The sequence below is a fragment of the Synergistaceae bacterium genome, from assembly GCA_021372895.1.
Lineage (GTDB): Bacteria > Synergistota > Synergistia > Synergistales > Synergistaceae > JAJFTP01.
Genome location: JAJFTP010000027.1, coordinates 1 through 16,416 on the forward strand (window position 1 = coordinate 1; position 16,416 = coordinate 16,416).

General features: G+C 49.0%; 14 protein-coding genes. 5 read left to right on the top strand and 9 right to left on the bottom strand.

Translation table 11 applies throughout. The annotated features are described in order from the left end of the window. The 3 genes from dxs to xseB form a co-directional block, all read right to left on the bottom strand. On the bottom strand, positions 1–1,559 hold a 1,559-nt coding region (gene dxs / locus LLF78_02515), incomplete at its 3' end, for a 1-deoxy-D-xylulose-5-phosphate synthase (GenBank protein MCE5201374.1). 39 nt (positions 1,560–1,598) lie between these two features. Further along, entirely contained in the window at positions 1,599–2,504 is a 906-nt protein-coding gene (locus tag LLF78_02520; GenBank protein MCE5201375.1) for a polyprenyl synthetase family protein, read from the bottom strand. Continuing rightward, a complete protein-coding gene (gene xseB / locus LLF78_02525) occupies positions 2,504–2,728 on the bottom strand; it encodes an exodeoxyribonuclease VII small subunit (protein ID MCE5201376.1) in 225 nt (74 codons plus the stop codon). The genes LLF78_02520 and xseB overlap by 1 nt, the downstream gene beginning before the upstream one ends. A gap of 96 nt (positions 2,729–2,824) precedes the next feature. Here xseB and rpmB point away from each other — a divergent pair, with 96 nt between their 5' ends. After that, entirely contained in the window at positions 2,825–3,019 is a 195-nt protein-coding gene (gene rpmB / locus LLF78_02530) for a 50S ribosomal protein L28 (protein ID MCE5201377.1), read from the top strand. A gap of 50 nt (positions 3,020–3,069) precedes the next feature. On the opposite strand, the gene LLF78_02535 is transcribed toward rpmB, so the two are convergent. From LLF78_02535 to mltG, 4 genes are read right to left on the bottom strand one after another with little or no spacing between them, the layout of a single operon-like run. Next, positions 3,070–5,334, bottom strand: coding sequence for a DNA translocase FtsK (locus LLF78_02535; GenBank protein MCE5201378.1), 2,265 nt, complete (start codon positions 5,332–5,334; stop codon positions 3,070–3,072). Next, a complete protein-coding gene (locus tag LLF78_02540) occupies positions 5,324–6,694 on the bottom strand; it encodes a TldD/PmbA family protein (GenBank protein MCE5201379.1) in 1,371 nt (456 codons plus the stop codon). Before LLF78_02540 ends, LLF78_02535 begins: the two co-directional genes overlap by 11 nt. After that, positions 6,687–6,938: a DUF4911 domain-containing protein gene (locus tag LLF78_02545; GenBank protein MCE5201380.1), complete on the bottom strand. Its 252-nt coding sequence runs from the start codon at positions 6,936–6,938 to the stop codon at positions 6,687–6,689. The genes LLF78_02540 and LLF78_02545 overlap by 8 nt, the downstream gene beginning before the upstream one ends. Then, positions 6,935–7,948, bottom strand: coding sequence for an endolytic transglycosylase MltG (gene mltG, locus LLF78_02550; GenBank protein ID MCE5201381.1), 1,014 nt, complete (start codon positions 7,946–7,948; stop codon positions 6,935–6,937). Before mltG ends, LLF78_02545 begins: the two co-directional genes overlap by 4 nt. Before the next feature lie 464 nt (positions 7,949–8,412). Between mltG and LLF78_02555 the strand changes: the two genes are divergently transcribed. From LLF78_02555 to LLF78_02565, 3 genes are read left to right on the top strand one after another with little or no spacing between them, the layout of a single operon-like run. Then, positions 8,413–9,558 carry an alanine--glyoxylate aminotransferase family protein gene (locus tag LLF78_02555; GenBank protein MCE5201382.1) on the top strand — a complete coding sequence of 382 codons (1,146 nt, stop codon included), beginning with the start codon at positions 8,413–8,415 and terminating at the stop codon, positions 9,556–9,558. Positions 9,559–9,563: 5 nt separating this feature from the next. After that, the gene (serA, locus tag LLF78_02560; GenBank protein ID MCE5201383.1) at positions 9,564–11,213 is read left to right on the top strand and encodes a phosphoglycerate dehydrogenase; all 1,650 of its coding nucleotides are present in this window, start codon (positions 9,564–9,566) and stop codon (positions 11,211–11,213) included. Position 11,214: 1 nt separating this feature from the next. Continuing rightward, positions 11,215–11,859, top strand: a complete 645-nt coding sequence (locus LLF78_02565) for a histidine phosphatase family protein (protein ID MCE5201384.1) — start codon at positions 11,215–11,217, stop codon at positions 11,857–11,859. Between the two features lie 110 nt (positions 11,860–11,969). Here LLF78_02565 and LLF78_02570 read toward each other — a convergent pair whose 3' ends face one another. Both LLF78_02570 and LLF78_02575 read right to left on the bottom strand, forming a co-directional pair. Further along, positions 11,970–12,599, bottom strand: coding sequence for a cyclodeaminase/cyclohydrolase family protein (locus LLF78_02570; GenBank protein MCE5201385.1), 630 nt, complete (start codon positions 12,597–12,599; stop codon positions 11,970–11,972). A gap of 10 nt (positions 12,600–12,609) precedes the next feature. Continuing rightward, on the bottom strand, positions 12,610–14,628 hold the full coding sequence (locus tag LLF78_02575; protein ID MCE5201386.1) for a urocanate hydratase: 2,019 nt from the start codon (positions 14,626–14,628) through the stop codon (positions 12,610–12,612). Positions 14,629–14,847: 219 nt separating this feature from the next. Between LLF78_02575 and hutH the strand changes: the two genes are divergently transcribed. Further along, positions 14,848–16,380 carry a histidine ammonia-lyase gene (gene hutH, locus LLF78_02580; GenBank protein ID MCE5201387.1) on the top strand — a complete coding sequence of 511 codons (1,533 nt, stop codon included), beginning with the start codon at positions 14,848–14,850 and terminating at the stop codon, positions 16,378–16,380. Positions 16,381–16,416: the final 36 nt, after the last annotated feature.

Sequence of the window (16,416 nt, forward strand, 5' to 3'; positions counted from 1 at the left end):
GCAGCCTTTAGCATAAGCTCTGTCGTGCTGCCTATTCCTATGAGACAGATAACGCTTCCTTTGTGAAGTATTTCAAGCCTGCCCCATTCTTCCGGATCATTATTTCCTGCGCCGCGTCCGAGGGAGGACGGCGCGGCTCCCCTTGGATATCTTATGGCCATCGGTATTCCCCGTTCAAGCCAGCCTCTTACAAAGAACTCGAGGTCTATTGTGTCGCGCGGCGCGGCGATCGTTATCTCCGGGATCGCCCTGAGCCATGGCAGATCAAGCAGTCCATGGTGCGTCTCTCCGTCTTCGCCTACAAAGCCCGCCCTGTCTACCCCTATCAATACGGGCAGTTTAGGCAGGCAAATATCATGGGTGATCTGGTCTATCGCACGTTGCAAAAATGTCGAATATATACAGACGACCGGACGCATCCCGCCTGCGGCCATTCCGGCTGCGTAAATAAGAAGGTGTTCCTCTGATATGCCGACATCAAAAAAACGGTCAGGAAAATTTCTGGAGAAACCGTTTAGCTTTGTCCCATCCGCCATTGCAGCTGTGCAGACGACGACCCTTGGATCCGCGCAAGCTATGTTGTGAATGCAGCCGGCCATTGCCGAGCTCCAGCTCGGCGCTGAAGGTTTTGATGCAATGTCTGCGTCATTAAGGGATGAATTGGGGCTGATACCATGAAAAAAAGAGGGATGTGTCTCCGTTTCCCTGCAGCCCATGCCTTTTTTAGTTATAACATGTATAAGCAGAGATTTGTCATAACTTCTGGCTAAATGGAATGCGTCCTCCATCTCCTGTACGTTATGGCCGTCAAACGGCCCCCAATAACTGATGTCCATCTCTTCAAAAATATTTGTAGGGAGCAGGAGTGATTTGAGTTTGGATTTTATCTTGCTGAGCGTAGATTCTATAGAATCTCCGCGCTTCATGGTACGGCACTGCTCTTTTATAAATTCTTTTAGCTTTCGGTATGAGGGGTTGACGGAGAGGCGGGCAAGATGCTTTGCCATTCCGCCTATTTGCTTGTTTATACACATTTTGTTGTCATTTAGGATTATGATGATTTTTGTATCCGCACTCTCCACACAGTTGAGTGCTTCAAATGATACCCCGTTTATTAATGCGCCGTCACCTATTACGGCGATCACCTCATGCTTATCGCCCCTCAGGTCACGGGCTTTTGCGTAACCCATCGCCGCTGAAATTGAGGTGCTGCTGTGCCCTGTGGTAAAGAAATCATAAGGGCTCTCATCCATACGCGGAAAGCCGGCTATCCCCCCCTTCTTCCGAAGGGAGTCAAAACTGTCAAGGCGCTTGGTTAGTATCTTATAAGCGTATGCCTGATGCCCCACATCAAAGATAATTTTATCCTTATCGGGATCAAATTCGCGCAGAAGCGCTACTATAAGTTCCACAGCACCAAGAGACGAGCTGAGATGCCCGCCGTTTTTAAGTGTTACTTCCAGTATCATTTGTCTGAGTTCTGTGCAAAGCGTCTCAATATGCCTTTGCGAGAGGCCGCGCAGTCCCCTGAAATCCCTTACCGATTCAATAAGGCTCATGCCGTTTCACCATACCTTCAAGCTATATTTCTTATTGATCTAATATGTCCGACCTACGAGGTAATCCGGCAGGTTTGGAAGAAAATCATCTGTCGGCAGAATTTTTATAATTGCTTCTTTCGCAAGCATAGATTCACGTTGAGCCATCTGACGTGCTTTGTCAAGTCCATAAACCGAGACGTGGGTAATTTTCCCATGTTCTGTATCCTTGCCAGGTGTTTTGCCTAGTTCCTCCGCGGTGCCCGTGACATCCAGTATATCGTCCACGATCTGGAATGCCGAGCCCATATGCGTGCCGTAATCATAATAGCATTGCAGTATTTCTTCATCATCGGTGCCAAGCGCAGCCCCTGAAAGTATTGCTGCGCGTATGAGAGCTCCTGTTTTAAGTGCGGCTGTGTGGCGTACATAATCAGGGTCTTCATCAGATGCGGAAGTGTCCATATCCAGCGCCTGTCCGCCGCATACCCCTGACGGACCGATTGCGCCGCTGAATATCTGCATTGCCCTTATAAGCCTGTGCGGCTGTATGTGCTTTGAATTAACGAGCGGATATTCCACTGATTGTGCGATAAGCGCGTCGCCGGCAAGAACTGCAAGCGTTTCTCCAAATACCGTATGGTTGGAAGGCTTCCCGCGTCTCATATTGTCGTCGTCCATACATGGGAGGTCGTCGTGTATGAGGGTCGCGGTGTGCAGCATCTCAAGTCCGAGAGCCATTGGAAGAGCATCTGAGCGAGCGCAGCCGCAGCGTTCCGCCGTGGCCAGGCACAGCACGGGACGCAGCCTTTTCCCTCCTGCGTTCAGGGAATACTCCATGGATTCGTGGAGCTTCTGAGGCACGCCTGCTCTGCGCAGATCAAGTGAAACGGCAAGGTATTTCTCAAAAAATATGCGATAATCTTCGAGGACCTCTTTGATATGTTTTATGTCCATCTTATCCATTATTTATTTTCGCCTTTACCGGATACCTGACTGTCGAATGGTATTTCTCCTGTCTCTGTCAACATTGTCACTTTCTGATGCGCTTCGTCGAGGAATGAGCGGCACTCTTTGACCAGGCCGATCCCGCGCTCAAATTCAGCCAATGCCTCTTCAAGAGGTATAGCTTCACCTTCCAGTTTTCTAAGGATTTTATCGAGTTCACTCATCTTTTCGCTGAAGTTCATTTAAAAACCTCCAATCGGGATAGTTGCAACTTTTTCATATCCTATGATACAATGCATAGGTTGATTGTTTCAAGGTACGCAAGGGGGGAAAACAAATTGTCCAAGTTCTGTGATTGCTGCGGTCGTGGACCGGTGACTGGAAATGCCGTCAGCCACTCTAACCGCCACACCAGGCGCCGTTGGTTGATTAATATTCAGAATATACGCGTTGATGTTGGCGGCGGAGAGACCCGAAAGCTTCATATCTGCACGAAGTGCCTCCGTTCCGGTAAAGTACAGAGGGCCGTTTAATAACGGCCTTTTTTCACCTTGTTTTTATCATTCGATACAAAGAGGCTGTCTCAGAAGCAGTTTTTTGTGTTGTTTAGTAATTCCTGAGCCTCTTCTTCATCCACTAGTATCTCTCTTGGCTTGGATCCATCGGCCGGACCTACTATCCCGATTTGTTCCATCATATCGATAAGCCTGGAAGCACGCGAAAACCCTACTCTCAAACGGCGCTGAAGCCCGCTGGCCGATGCTATTCCAGTTGTCATGACTGTCTCTATTGCGTCCTCAAGCATGTCGTCGTCAAAGGCTATGTTCTCTGTATGCCCAGACGGTCCGTTCTGGCTGTCGATATCAATAAAATCCGGCTCTCCAAAAAGGTTTGTCAAATATTCCAGCCAGCCGCTGAGGACCTTTTCATCTATCCACGGAGACTGTATCCTTATCGGTTTGGGATACTTCGTCGAAAGGAAGAGCATATCTCCCTTGCCTAAAAGTTTTTCCGCCCCCGCGCAGTCGAGTATCGTGCGTGAATCCGCATTGCTTGGAAGTGTGAACGCGACCCTTGCAGGAATATTTGCCTTGATCAAACCGGTTATAACGTTCACGGATGGTCTCTGTGTAGCCAGTATAAGGTGTATCCCGGTTGCACGTGCCATCTGTGCCAGCCTGCAGATGTACTCTTCCACTTCTTTTGGCGCAGTCATCATCAGATCAGCAAGTTCATCGACCACTATTACTATATTAGGCAGTCTGTCCTTGGGAATAGCTTTTTTGTTAAATCCCTCCATGTTTCTTACTCTGGCTTTTGCGAATGAAGCGTAACGTGTCTCCATTTCCCTTATAGCCCAGGCAAGGACATGTACTGCTTTTTTTGTATCGGTGACAGGAGGGGTGAGCAGATGAGGCAGTCTGTCGTAGATCGCCATTTCAACGCGCTTGGGATCTACCAGTATCATGCGCAGTTCCTCCGGTGTGCGCATCGAGCAGAGGCCTGCGATGCATGAATTAATGAAGACGCTTTTGCCTGAGCCTGTTGTCCCTGCGACCAGAAGGTGCGGAAGGCCTTCCAGTCCAACAATCACCGAATCTCCGTTGACTGCGATGCCGAACGGCAGGGGGAGCATAACGCCGCTTTCCTTATATGCTGGATCCTCGATAATTGTACGCAGCGGGATACCTCGTCTCTTAGGGTTCGGTATTTCTATGCCTACGAATGGTTTGCCCGGAATAGGCGCTTCTATGCGCAGGCTTGGGACTGCCATTGCCAAAGCTATATCATTTGCCAAGGCGGCTACCCTGCTGACTTTGATGCCAGGTGCAAGTTGTATGCGAAATTGGATCACTGTCGGGCCGACGAGTATCTCCGCCAGTCTGGATTCTATATTAAACTGTTCAAGGGTCTTGACTATCTTTTCCCCGAGAGGCATAGCTTTTTCTTCGTCTACCTCTCCATCATGGGACTCTTCACTGCCGAATATTTCAATTGGGGGAGGGAAAATGCCTTTGTCCGGCTTAGCCTTTGAGTTTGTTTTTTCCAGGTTGAACTCAGGGTCATGGATAACAGCTTCGCAGGACCCATCGATCGGCGCTGCCGGCATGACGACCCTGCCGATAGAAGGCGGATTATCCACAAAATCAGCCGCTGATCCGAAATAGTCCGTTCCGGCAAAGACTGTGATGTTAGGTGCTTCGGAATTTATTTCGCCAAAATTTATATTGTCAGTGTCTTCCGCAGGTTTATTTTCATTATCAGCATGCCGGCAATTGCCGAAAAAAGCTATTTTGGGCAGTTTGATATATTTTATTACCGGAATTTTATACAAAATAAAAGCGAAACAAAGAATGACGACCCCGAACATCAGGGTCCCGATGGCGCCCAGCATATAAAAAATATTTTGGGCTGTATATGTTCCAAATTGTCCGGCTGCAAGCCATGAGGTACGTGTGACTTTATCTGATCCTGTTATTTCACCCAGTCCAAGCAGCAGTGCCGCGAGAATAAAAAGAAGTGCCGTGCCCAGCACCTGTCTTGTCAAGTTGGGGATCTGTTTTGAAAAAAGCTTTGATATGCATATATATGCTGTAAATAAGAGCGGGATTATGACTGCTCCGCCTATTGAGCTCAGGAGAGAGGCTGAAATTTTCAGGCCAAAGGAACCTGTCCACCGAGTATAAAGCGATGCTGCGATATAAAGAGATACAAACAGAGCGATAAGGCTGAAAAACAGCAGCCATTTTTCAGCCTGGGCATGTATGCCCTTTCCCTTTACTGAAGAGCGCATACCAATTTTTAATTTTTCTCTCTGTTTTCTTCCGATCATCATTTTAAGCTTCACTTCCGCCTACCGTCAGTCCATCGATAAGCATTGAAGGCTGTCCGTCAGTTACCGGCACTCCCTGTCCCGATTTCCCACATACCCCCGGTTCCATTATCAGGTTATTGCCAAGTGCGATTATGTTCAGAAGTGCCGAAGGCCCGTTTCCTGTCAATATAGCTCCCTTTACCGTGTCTTTTACCTTTCCGTTCCTGATAATGTAAGCCTCTGAAACGTAGAAGACAAAATCTCCCGATGTCGGGTTGACCTCTCCTCCGCCCATCTTTTTAACGTAAAGCCCATCGCCCGTCTGAGCCAACATAGAATCAAAATCTGAATTGCCCGGCAAAAGGAAAGTGTTGCTCATCCGCGGCACCGGGATATTCCTGTATGACTCCCTTCTCCCATTTCCTGTCAACTGAAGCCCCGATGTCCTTGCAGACAAGATGTCTGTCATATATTTTTTTAGCACTCCGTTTTCGATGAGTACATTACGCGCCGCCGGAGTTCCTTCGTCGTCATATTTATATGAACCGTAAAGGTTAGGTATAGTAGGATCGTCAACCATAGTGACAACTTCATTGGCCACCTTTTCCCCCTTTTTCCCTCTGTAAATCGAATAATCTTTTTCGACTATGTCTGCTTCCAATCCATGACCGCATGCCTCGTGCACTATTGTTCCCCCTGCCTCTCCGGCTAGCAGCACCCTCATTTTTCCGGCAGGGCACGGTTTTGCATCAAGCATAAGAAGGGCTCTATCAAGAGCCGCCTGCACAGTTTTTTCAGGAGCATAATCATACCAGAAACCGGCATGCGGGATGGACATACAACGTCTCTCAGAGCCTGTCTGGAGTACACCGTCCTTCTCCGTTATCACCTGGGCAGCAAAGCTGCAGTAGTTGCGTACGTCCTCTGCGAATGATCCGTCAGATTTAATTACCAAAATTTTTCGCTGTGAAATGCTGTATCTGAAAGCTGCCTGGCGAATGAACTTTGACTGTTTTCTGATGCCTGAATCAAGGCTGTGGAGAAAATCAACATCTGGAGGCGAGATCCTTTCCCCTGTTTCCGGCATCAGCTCATCGCTGTTCTCTGATACGCGCAGTTGTTTTCCCGTGGCGGAATACATTGCCCCGGCAAATGTGCTTTGAATGTTTTTTAAAGACGTGCCATGCGCATGGGAATAATATGTCTTGTCTCCTATAATTATCCTCGCTCCCGAACCGTCTGTGTCAGAAGATGACAATTCTTCTATCCGCCCGTCCTCGTAATGCACTGAATGCCCTATCCCTGACTGTATGAATATGTCGGCGTAATCCGCCCCGTTTTTGAGCGAATATCGGATATCCTCGTTAATAATGTCTATCAGATCTCTAATCATCTGTTTTCTCCTTCAATCCTTTTACACCGGTTATCTCAACGTTGACGCCCTCGGCTCTGAGCCCGTCGATAAAAGAGTACATGTCATCTATCAGGCAAAGCGGCGTAAAGACTGTTACCTTTCCCGCCGACGGCTCATCTGTTTGCAGGAAACCAAGTCCCTCGCATGCGTCTATGTTCCAGCTTATATAGTATATATCCTTCTGCGGCACAGTGAGGCTTATTTCGCAGATGCTCTCAATCACTGATTTGCCTCCTTCTTTTGCCTGCGCAGATGTTCCTCGTAAGTGCGGCTGAAGATATGGCTCCCGTTGTCAGTAGCAAAGAAAAAGAGATAATCACTCTTTTGGGGATTAAGGGCGCTCTCCCATGATCCTATAGATGGCACTGAAATGGGGCCCGGAGGGAGGCCTGTGTTGGTATAGGTGTTGTATGGAGAATCTATCTCCAGGTCCTTATATGTAAGGCGATTTTTTTTCTGCCCTTTCTCCTCCCAGCAGTAAATGACAGTAGCACATGACTGCAGCCGCATGTTTTTATTAAGCCTGTTCAGGAAAATACCTGCAAGCACCGGCCTATCCTCCGGAACCTTTGCCTCATTTTCAACAAGTGAGGCCAGGATCCCGCGTTTAAACAGTGAGTCACTGTCCATGGACATAGGAATATTTTTGCCGACCCGTTCAAACCACAATCTTGATGCGCGCCTGACAAACTGCTCACCGATGTCGTCTCCGGGAGAGAGGAAGTATGTTTCTGGCAAAAGAAATATGATCCTGCCCCGCGGTTCTTTTGGAAGCTTTCCTCTCATTTCCTCAGGGAAAATGTCATCTTTGGCAAGTATCTGTGCCAGCCTGTCCTTTTTATCTCCGGAGCCGAATATCGCATATGAGATACTGTGGTATCTCATACCGGGGATGATCGTTACTGTCCGTGTCTCCGGTATCGCGTCCTTAAGTTGTTTTGCCACTGACAGGGCGTTTCCTGGTCTTAGTTTATATATTCCAGGTTTTATCGATCTGTCTATCCCAAATTTGACCATCCACCTGACAAGATCCTGCGGGTCATCCGATACGCCGGCGTCCCGGATGGCAATAGCTGCGCTGTGAGCCGACATTCCCGATGTTATCGAGACTTCTGTTTTCTTCCCCGCCTCTTTGAAGATATCCGGACAGAGGACCGGCATAACGAAACAAAAACAACAATATATTACAGATGCCATAATCAATGCGATATTATCGGTCAACCTGTTATTCAAAAATATCTCTCCCGCCGGATATGTCCTCAAATCAAATGCATGTAGAAATATACCAGATAATTATACATTGAACATACCGTTGGCGGAAAGGTTACGCAGCGGCAAATAAGTAAGGTGCGCAGGGCATCGTTTTATCGGGTCAGCTGCGTGTCAAAAAAATAACTTGACATTTAAGAGCATTGAGAGTATATATGTTAACCATTCAGCGGATACGCGTGAGAGGAGTGTTTTTAGTGAGAGATTTTATGGTTCTAACGTATGCAAGTTCATCAATGTCTCTCTCTTCCGGCACTTCTTCATGTGGCGGCTCCGGTTGTGATAGCCGGTCTCGAAGCGTATACCGTTGAAATAGAAACATAGTAATAGTTTTTTTAGCAAATAACGGGGCGTTTCGGAGATCGGAAGATTTTTTTCCGGTCTTTTTTTTATCTTTTTAACACACTATAAAAGGGGGATTTATATTAATGAACACGAGATACCTTTTAACACCTGGCCCGGTAGAGCTTCCTGCAGAAGTACTGCGGACGGGGGCGAAGCCTCTTATCGGACATCGCTGCCCCGCTTTTTCAGAGCTTTTCGCAAGGATCGAGAAAAACCTTAACTCTCTTTTAAAAAGCGAAGGCCCGATAATCATTCTTCCTGCGTCTGGCACCGGCGCACTGGAGTGCATGTCCGTTAATTTCCTCGGCAAGGGGGATAAATTCATATCGGTCTCATGCGGCATATTCGGCAACAGATTCCGTGAGATAGCCGAAAGGACCGGGGCTCAGGGAGTTTATGTCGATGTCGAGTTCGGCGAAGCTGTCAAAGCAACAACAGTGGCGGAAGCCGTGAAGAAAAACCCAGGATGCAAAGCGATTTTGATTACCCATAACGAAACATCAACGGGTGTCGTAAATCCTATTAAAGATATAATCGCTGCCCTGCCCGAGGAAAATCGTCCGCTTGTACTTGTTGACGGAGTCAGTTCTGTCGGCGCAATGGAATGTTTCCCCGAGGAATGGGGGATCGATGCGATAGGCACCGCATCGCAGAAAGGGCTCCTTACCCCTCCGGGGCTTGGGCTTGTGTGGCTCTCTAAAAGGGCGTGGGCAGCTCTTGACGGCAATATCTGTCCTAGCTACAGCTATGATCTGAAGCTGCACAGGAAAGATCTCGAGGCAAAAGCTCCGGCTAATCCGTTTACTCCGCCGATTTCTCTTTATTATGCGCTTGATGAGGCATTGAAAGAGATACTTGAAGTCGGAACAGGTATCTGGTTTGAAACACATAAGCGCTATGCAAGTGCCCTTGCGGCCGGACTTAAGGGGCTGGGGTTTGAGCTTCTTGTCGATGAAGAAGAAGCGCGTTCCCCAGGCGTTACAGCGTTCAGATTCCCCAGGGGAGATACGGAAGCAATACGCAAAAAACTTCGCGCGATGGGCATAGAAACAGCCGGCGGGCAGGGGAAATATAAGGGACAGCTTATCAGGGTGGCGCATTACAACAACTGGGGCTGGCCCGAACTCTGCATCATACTCGGTGCTCTTTACGGGGCGGCGGATCTTTCCGGCACGGTAAAGGCGGACTTTCTTGCCGATGCATGGAAGATATGGATCAAGGAGGCATAAACGTTATGGCTGAACAGGTCAAATGGAAAGTTCTTGTTGCGGAGCCTCTTGGCGAGGCCGGACTCGCAATGCTGCGGGAAGCGCCGGACATAGAATTGATGGAAGCTGTCGGCATCAGCCGGGAAGATTTCCTTAAAAAACTGCCGGATGTGGATGCCGTGCTTACAAGGAGCGGCACAAAAATGGATGAAGAAGCTTTGAACGCTGCGACAAAGCTTAAGGTCATCGCAAGGGCAGGCGTAGGCGTCGATAACGTGGATGTCCCTGTGGCAAGCCGCAAGGGTGTTGTCGTGATAAATGCGCCGACGGGAAATACACTTGCCGCCGCAGAGTTTACTATGGCCCTGATGCTTGCCCTCGTGCGAAAAGTGCCCCAGGCGTTTGCTTCGCTCAGGAGCGGAAAATGGGATAAAAAACGTTTCTCAGGGCATCAACTGAGCGGGAAAAAAATACTTGTAATAGGGCTTGGCAGGATAGGCATAGCCGTTGCTCAGCGCTGCCGCGCGTTTGGAATGGAGGTCTCAGCCTATGACCCGTATACTCCGAGGAAAAAAGCTGAATCTCTTGGCATCCCTCTTCGGGAAGACCTTTCAGACGCCCTATCCGTTGCTGATATCGTAACACTTCACATCCCGCTTACAACAGATACGGCAAACTTGATCGATGAAAAAATGTTGCGTGCCTTCAAGCACGGGGCCTACCTTATCAACTGCGCGCGCGGCGGCTTGATCGATGAAAAGGCCGCGGCCGATGCAGTAAGGGAAGGGCGTCTCGCAGGCATAGCATTCGATGTCTACACTTCTGAGCCACTTGTGGAAGGCCATCCGTTCCTTGCCGGAGATATTGAAGACAGGATAGTGATCACGCCGCACCTCGGCGCAAGCACAGAAGAAGCCCAGGCAGAGGTGGCAAGAATTGCGGCGACAAACATGATCGCCGCCCTTCGCGGCGAGCAATATGAACATGCGGTAAACCTTCCGTTTATAGAACAGAAACTCAATAAGGCACAGAAGGCGTATCTCGAATTGTCGCGCAGAATGGGTGTGCTCGGCGCAAAGCTTGCTGAAGTTGAATGCGGCGCCGTGCAGAACTGCCATATTATGCTTCGCGGGGATCTATTTGCGGAGGACGAGCCTCTTCCAAACCGTCTCTCTTCCTTCAGCATAGGATTTTTAAAGGGGCTATTGGAAGTAAGCCGCGGGTCTGAGGTTACATATATGCTGGCTCCCCTGCTTGCAAAGGACAGCGGTCTTACGGTAGAAGAAAGTATCGGCGAGCCCAAGACATATAAAAATACCATTGAAGTCACATTGGATGCGGAAAAGTGTAAAATTTCGCTTATAGGTACTATAACAGAAGAGGGACGTATGCGCATAGTCAAGGTCAACGACTACTGGGTCGATTTTGTCCCTACCGGCAAACTGCTGCTTTTTCAGAACCATGACAGGCCAGGGGTTATCGGCAAGGTTGGCAATCTGCTGGGAGACGCCAAGGTCAACATCGCAAACTTTGCACTTGGGCGCAAGGATAACAGCGGGCTTGCTTTAGGCGCGCTTGAAATCGACGGGACTCTTAATGATACGTTAAAACAGAAACTTGAAAAGACCGGTGATATGCTTTGGCTTACATTTATCGACTTCTCTGAGGTAAAATAAGGTGAAGTTTTTCGTGATCCGCCATGGTGAGACATCATGGAACGCCGATGGGCGTTTTCAGGGGCAGATGGACGTTGAGCTCAATGTAAAGGGTCTAGAGCAGGCGGAACTCCTTGCAAAAAGGCTGGCAGGACATAAATTTGAAGCTATAATCACAAGCCCGCTTGCCCGTGCTGAGGCAACCGCAAAAAAAATTGCTGAGCTCTCCGATTATAATGATTTTATTGTGGATGAAGGGTTCACCGAGATAAACCACGGTGACTGGGAAGGCCGCCTTGCAGACGAAATAGCGCGGGAATGGACTGAAACTCTGGTCGATTGGCACACCAAGCCGGAGACAGTAAAGATGCCCGGAGATAGAGGAGAAAGTCTAGAAGATGTAAAGGAAAGAGCCGTCAAAGCGGCAGATGCCATTGCAAAGAGATATACGGGGGACGTGCTGCTCGTATCTCATGACGCAGTAATAAAAGTGCTGCTTTGCCACTGGCTTGGGGCCCCGCTGTCAAGCTTCTGGCGTTTTCAGGTCTCTAACTGCAGTATTACCGTTGTTGAAGCTGTTCCGGGCAAGGGGTTCCGTATGCTTCTTATGGGCGACGCAGCGCATATAGGCAGTGCTTTTGATCGTCCGGAACAGAAAGGGCTATAACTGTACTGTCGGCTTAGTAAGACTTGCGGCAGGCTTTTTGTGAATAATGACAACGGGCCCGCTTCTATCGAAAAGGGGCCCGTTGTCGTCATTTAGTTTTTTGTGGTTTACTATCCGAGGATCTGCTCCATAAGGTCTGCGATCTCGAGAGAGTTATGGCTGATAGCGTCGAGGGCCTTATACATTCTGGTTTTGCAGTTCTCCATGAAGGTTTCATCGGACAGTCCAGGCATGTTGATACGGACATTATATGCTGCCGCTTTTCCTGCTGCTTCGGCAAGAAGAGCTGCGCTTCCGGCATCGCTTACAGTGTTTGGGTTGCCATGTCTCGCCGCGAGGAGCGCTAGCTCCGCTACCTCTGCACAAGCCTCAAGCGTACGGAGCGGAACTTCCGTAGCAAGCTGTGAGGCATTGCCAATTGCCTTTTTACGTGCTGCCTTCTCCTCATCTGTTGCCTTTGGCATCTTCATCGCCGCCATGAAAATGTTAAAGGATTCTGTATCCTTGTTCATGAGATCCACAAACTTGGCGCGCAGCGGCTCGCTTTTTGCCACGGTTTCTTCCATAACGGCCCAGTTGTCCTTGTATTTTTCCTTGCCCACGGTAAGATTTGCAACCATTGAGACGAGTGCCGAGCCAAGCGCACCGCATAGAGCCGCAACGCTCCCGCCGCCCGGTGCAGGTGAGTTTGAAGCAAGCTCATCAAGGAATGCTCGTATTTCCATTTTTTCAAATTCCATTGTTTTTCCCCTATTTACTTTCTACAAGTTTGGTAAGATATTCTTCATCAGCAATGAACGGAACTGTTACATGCCCGTCGCTGCGCTTCTTGTTGAACTCTGCAATTGTTGAGAGTGCATGCTCGTTTCTTGCCCAGGCGCGCCTTGCAACGCCGCTTATAACGTCCCAGCTCATAGAAGATCTGATTATATTGTCGATCCTCTGGCTGCCGTCAAGCACAAGTCCGAATCCGCCGTTGATAGCCTTGCCTGTCCCGACTCCTCCGCCGTTATGGAGAGTGACCATGCTCATACCGCGTGCGCAGTTTCCGGCGAAGCAGTGGATCGCCATATCAGCCATAACATTGCTTCCGTCTTTGATGTTAGATGTTTCGCGGAACGGAGAGTCTGTCCCTGATACGTCGTGGTGGTCCCTGCCTATCATTACAGGTCCTATGAGTCCTGTGCGGACCATTTCGTTAAACTTAAGGGCGATCTTCATCCTTCCCTCTTCATCCTGATAGAGGATACGGCACTGTGTTCCTACGACGAGTTTGTTCTTGTCTGCGTCGCGGATCCATGCCCAGTTGTCGTAATCCTGGAATCTGCGGTTCCGGTCGATACAGTCCATGGCGGCCTTGTCTGTCTTCCGGAGGTCTTCCGGATCACGGCTTAAGCAGCACCAGCGGAACGGCCCATATCCATAGTCGAAGAGCAGCGGTCCCATTATATCTTCCACGTAGGACGGGAAAATAAACCCTTCGTATGTATCTTTCCCGTTCTTTGCTATCTCTGTAACGCCGGCGTCAAATACCGCGCGCATAAATGAGTTGCCATAGTCGAAGAAATATGTTCCTTTTTCAACAAGGGCCTTGATGAGTTCGAAGTGTTTTCTGAGTGTTTTGTCTACTAGCTTGCAGAACTGTTCCTTGTCCTCACTGAGCAGTCTTGTACGCTCTTCGAATGTGATCCCCTGCGGGCAGTAACCTCCGTCATAGGCAGCGTGACATGATGTCTGGTCGGAGAGCAGTTCTATCTTTATGTCTTTATCGAGCGCATACTGGAGCAGGTCGACTATATTTCCCTCATAAGCTATAGAAAGCGGCTCGCCGGCGTCCATTGCCTCCTGTGCCCATTTGAATGCTTCAGAGAGGTCCTTTGTCCTTTTGCTGATCCAGCCCTGACTGTGGCGTGTATCGATACGAGAAGGATCCACTTCCGCTATTATTGCGGCGGCACCTGCTATTTCGGCGGCCTTGGGCTGTGCGCCGCTCATTCCTCCCAGTCCTGAAGAGACAAACAGGTGTCCCGCCAGTCCTTTGCCTTCAGGAAGATGGAATTTTTTTCTGCCTGCGTTGAGCAGGGTATTATAGGTTCCGTGGACTATGCCTTGCGGACCGATGTACATCCAGCCACCGGCCGTCATCTGCCCGTAGTTGGCCACGCCCAGTGCCGCTGCCCTTGCAAAATCCTTGGGATTATCAAACATGCCCACCATAAGTCCATTGGTTAGTATTACTCTTGGTGCGGATGGATTTGAACGGAAGAGGCCCAGCGGATGTCCGGACTGAACTACGAGTGTCTGATCCTCTGTCAGTATCTCCAGATATTTCTTTATAAGCCGATACTGCATCCAGTTTTGGCAGACCTGTCCTGTCTCCCCGTAGGTGACCAGTTCGTAAGGATAGAGAGCAACCTCAAAATCGAGATTGTTGTCTATCATAACCTGAAATGCTTTGCCCTCTGTGCACCGCCCCTTATACTCATCGATCGGCTTGCCGTAAAGACGTCCCTGCGGACGGAAACGATAACCGTAGATACGCCCGTGCTCCCTGTATTCCTCAAGGAATTCCGGTGCAATTTCCTTGTGGTACTTTTCGGGTATGTAACGGAGGGCGTTCTTCAGTGCCAGGACCGTCTCCTTGTCATTAAGTACCTGTCCCCTGTTCGGAGCTCTTCTTATTCCCGGCTCGAATTCTGCCTTTGGCGGCAGTCCTTCAGGGAATTCCAGACAAATCTCCAATGCCTCGCCAGTTTTTGGATCATACATAAGCTGTCACTCCATTCATAATAATTTCTACATAAACTTCTTGACTCTCTATGTTTAGCGACTATACTTATTGTAGCGCAAAGATTTAAGATTGGAAAGTATTAAAGTAGTAAAAGTATGTCTATTTTTGAAAAGCACAAGTATTACACGTTTGAAATAAATTATAGCACCGGCCTGGCAAAAGAACAAATATTTCACAATATCGGGGAGGAAATAAACATGGGGCATAATGTAGTAGTTCTTGACGGGAAATCACTGACGATCCAGGACATAGTCAACGTTGCAAGGAAAGGATATAAGGTGGAACTTGATCCTCAGGCAAAGAAAGATGTAGCCGAATGCGCGGCTTCTGTTCTTGACTGGGTAAACGAAGGCCGCGTTGTTTATGGTATCACGACTGGATTTGGAGACCTTGCCACGGTAGTTATCCCCCGTGACAAGAGCCGTCAGCTTCAGGAAAACCTGCTTATGAGCCATGCGTGCGGTTTTGGCGAGGCTCTGCCTGAGGATTATGTCAGAGCCGTAATGCTCCTGCGCATAAATACGCTTGCGCGCGGCTATTCCGGCATCAGCCTTGCAACGCTGTCGCAGCTCGTTGAATATCTTAACCTTGGGATCCACCCTGTCATTCCCTGTCAGGGGTCTGTCGGCGCAAGCGGAGACCTTTGCCCGCTTTCACACCTTGCGATAACGCTTATCGGTCTTGGTGATGTTGTCTACCAGGGGAAGAAAATGCCTACGACAGAAGCTCTTAAAATCGTTGGCATGAAACCTGTGGAACTTATGCCAAAGGAAGGTCTTGCCCTTAACAACGGAACGACAGTCATGACAGGAATTGCCTCTCTTTGTTTATATGATGCGATCAAGCTTATGAAAAATGCCGACATTGCCGCAGCACTCTCTGTTGAAGCGCTACATGCAGTTCCTTACGCTTTTGACCGCAGGACACACGATCTCCGTCCTCAGGTAGGACAGGGTGTTGTCGCAGAGAATATACGCCGCTTAACTGAAGGCAGCGAAATAATAGAAGCCTATAAAAAAGACAGGGTGCAGGATGCCTACTCTCTCCGCTGTCTGCCTCAGGTGCATGGAGCAAGCAGGGATGCGGTTGGTTATGTTTTTGACAAGGTAAATATAGAGATCAACTCTGTTACCGACAACCCGATAATCTTCCATAAGGACGGCGAGGCGATCAGCGGCGGAAACTTCCACGGACAGCCGATGGCAATGGCCATGGATTTTTTCGGTATTGCCCTGGCAGAGATAGCCGATATCTCAGAGCGCCGTATCGCGCGCCTTGTGGACCATAAGATGTCGGACCTGCCCCCGTTCCTTGTCTCTGACAGCGGAGTAAACAGCGGCTTCATGATCCCGCAGTACACCGCCGCTGCAATCGTGTCTGAGAATAAAGTACTCGCCCATCCGTCATGCGTCGACTCAATTCCGACTTCGGCCGGACAGGAGGATCATGTCTCAATGGGGGCTTACAGTGCCAGAAAGGGGCTTACCATACTCAACAACACAACAAGGGTGATAGCAATAGAAATGCTTAATGCGGCACAGGGAATAGATTTCAGAGCCCCTCTAAAACCCGGGAAAGGAACGTCTGCGGCGTATAAGGCAATTCGTAATGAGATCCCCTTCTACGAAAAGGATCAGTACATGCAGCCGCTCATGCTGAAATCGCTCGACCTGGTAAAGAATGGGACGATCCTTGACGCCGTTGAATCAGAAATAGGAGAGCTCAAATAGGACAAAATATAAACATAAGCAGGTTTCGGCGAACGT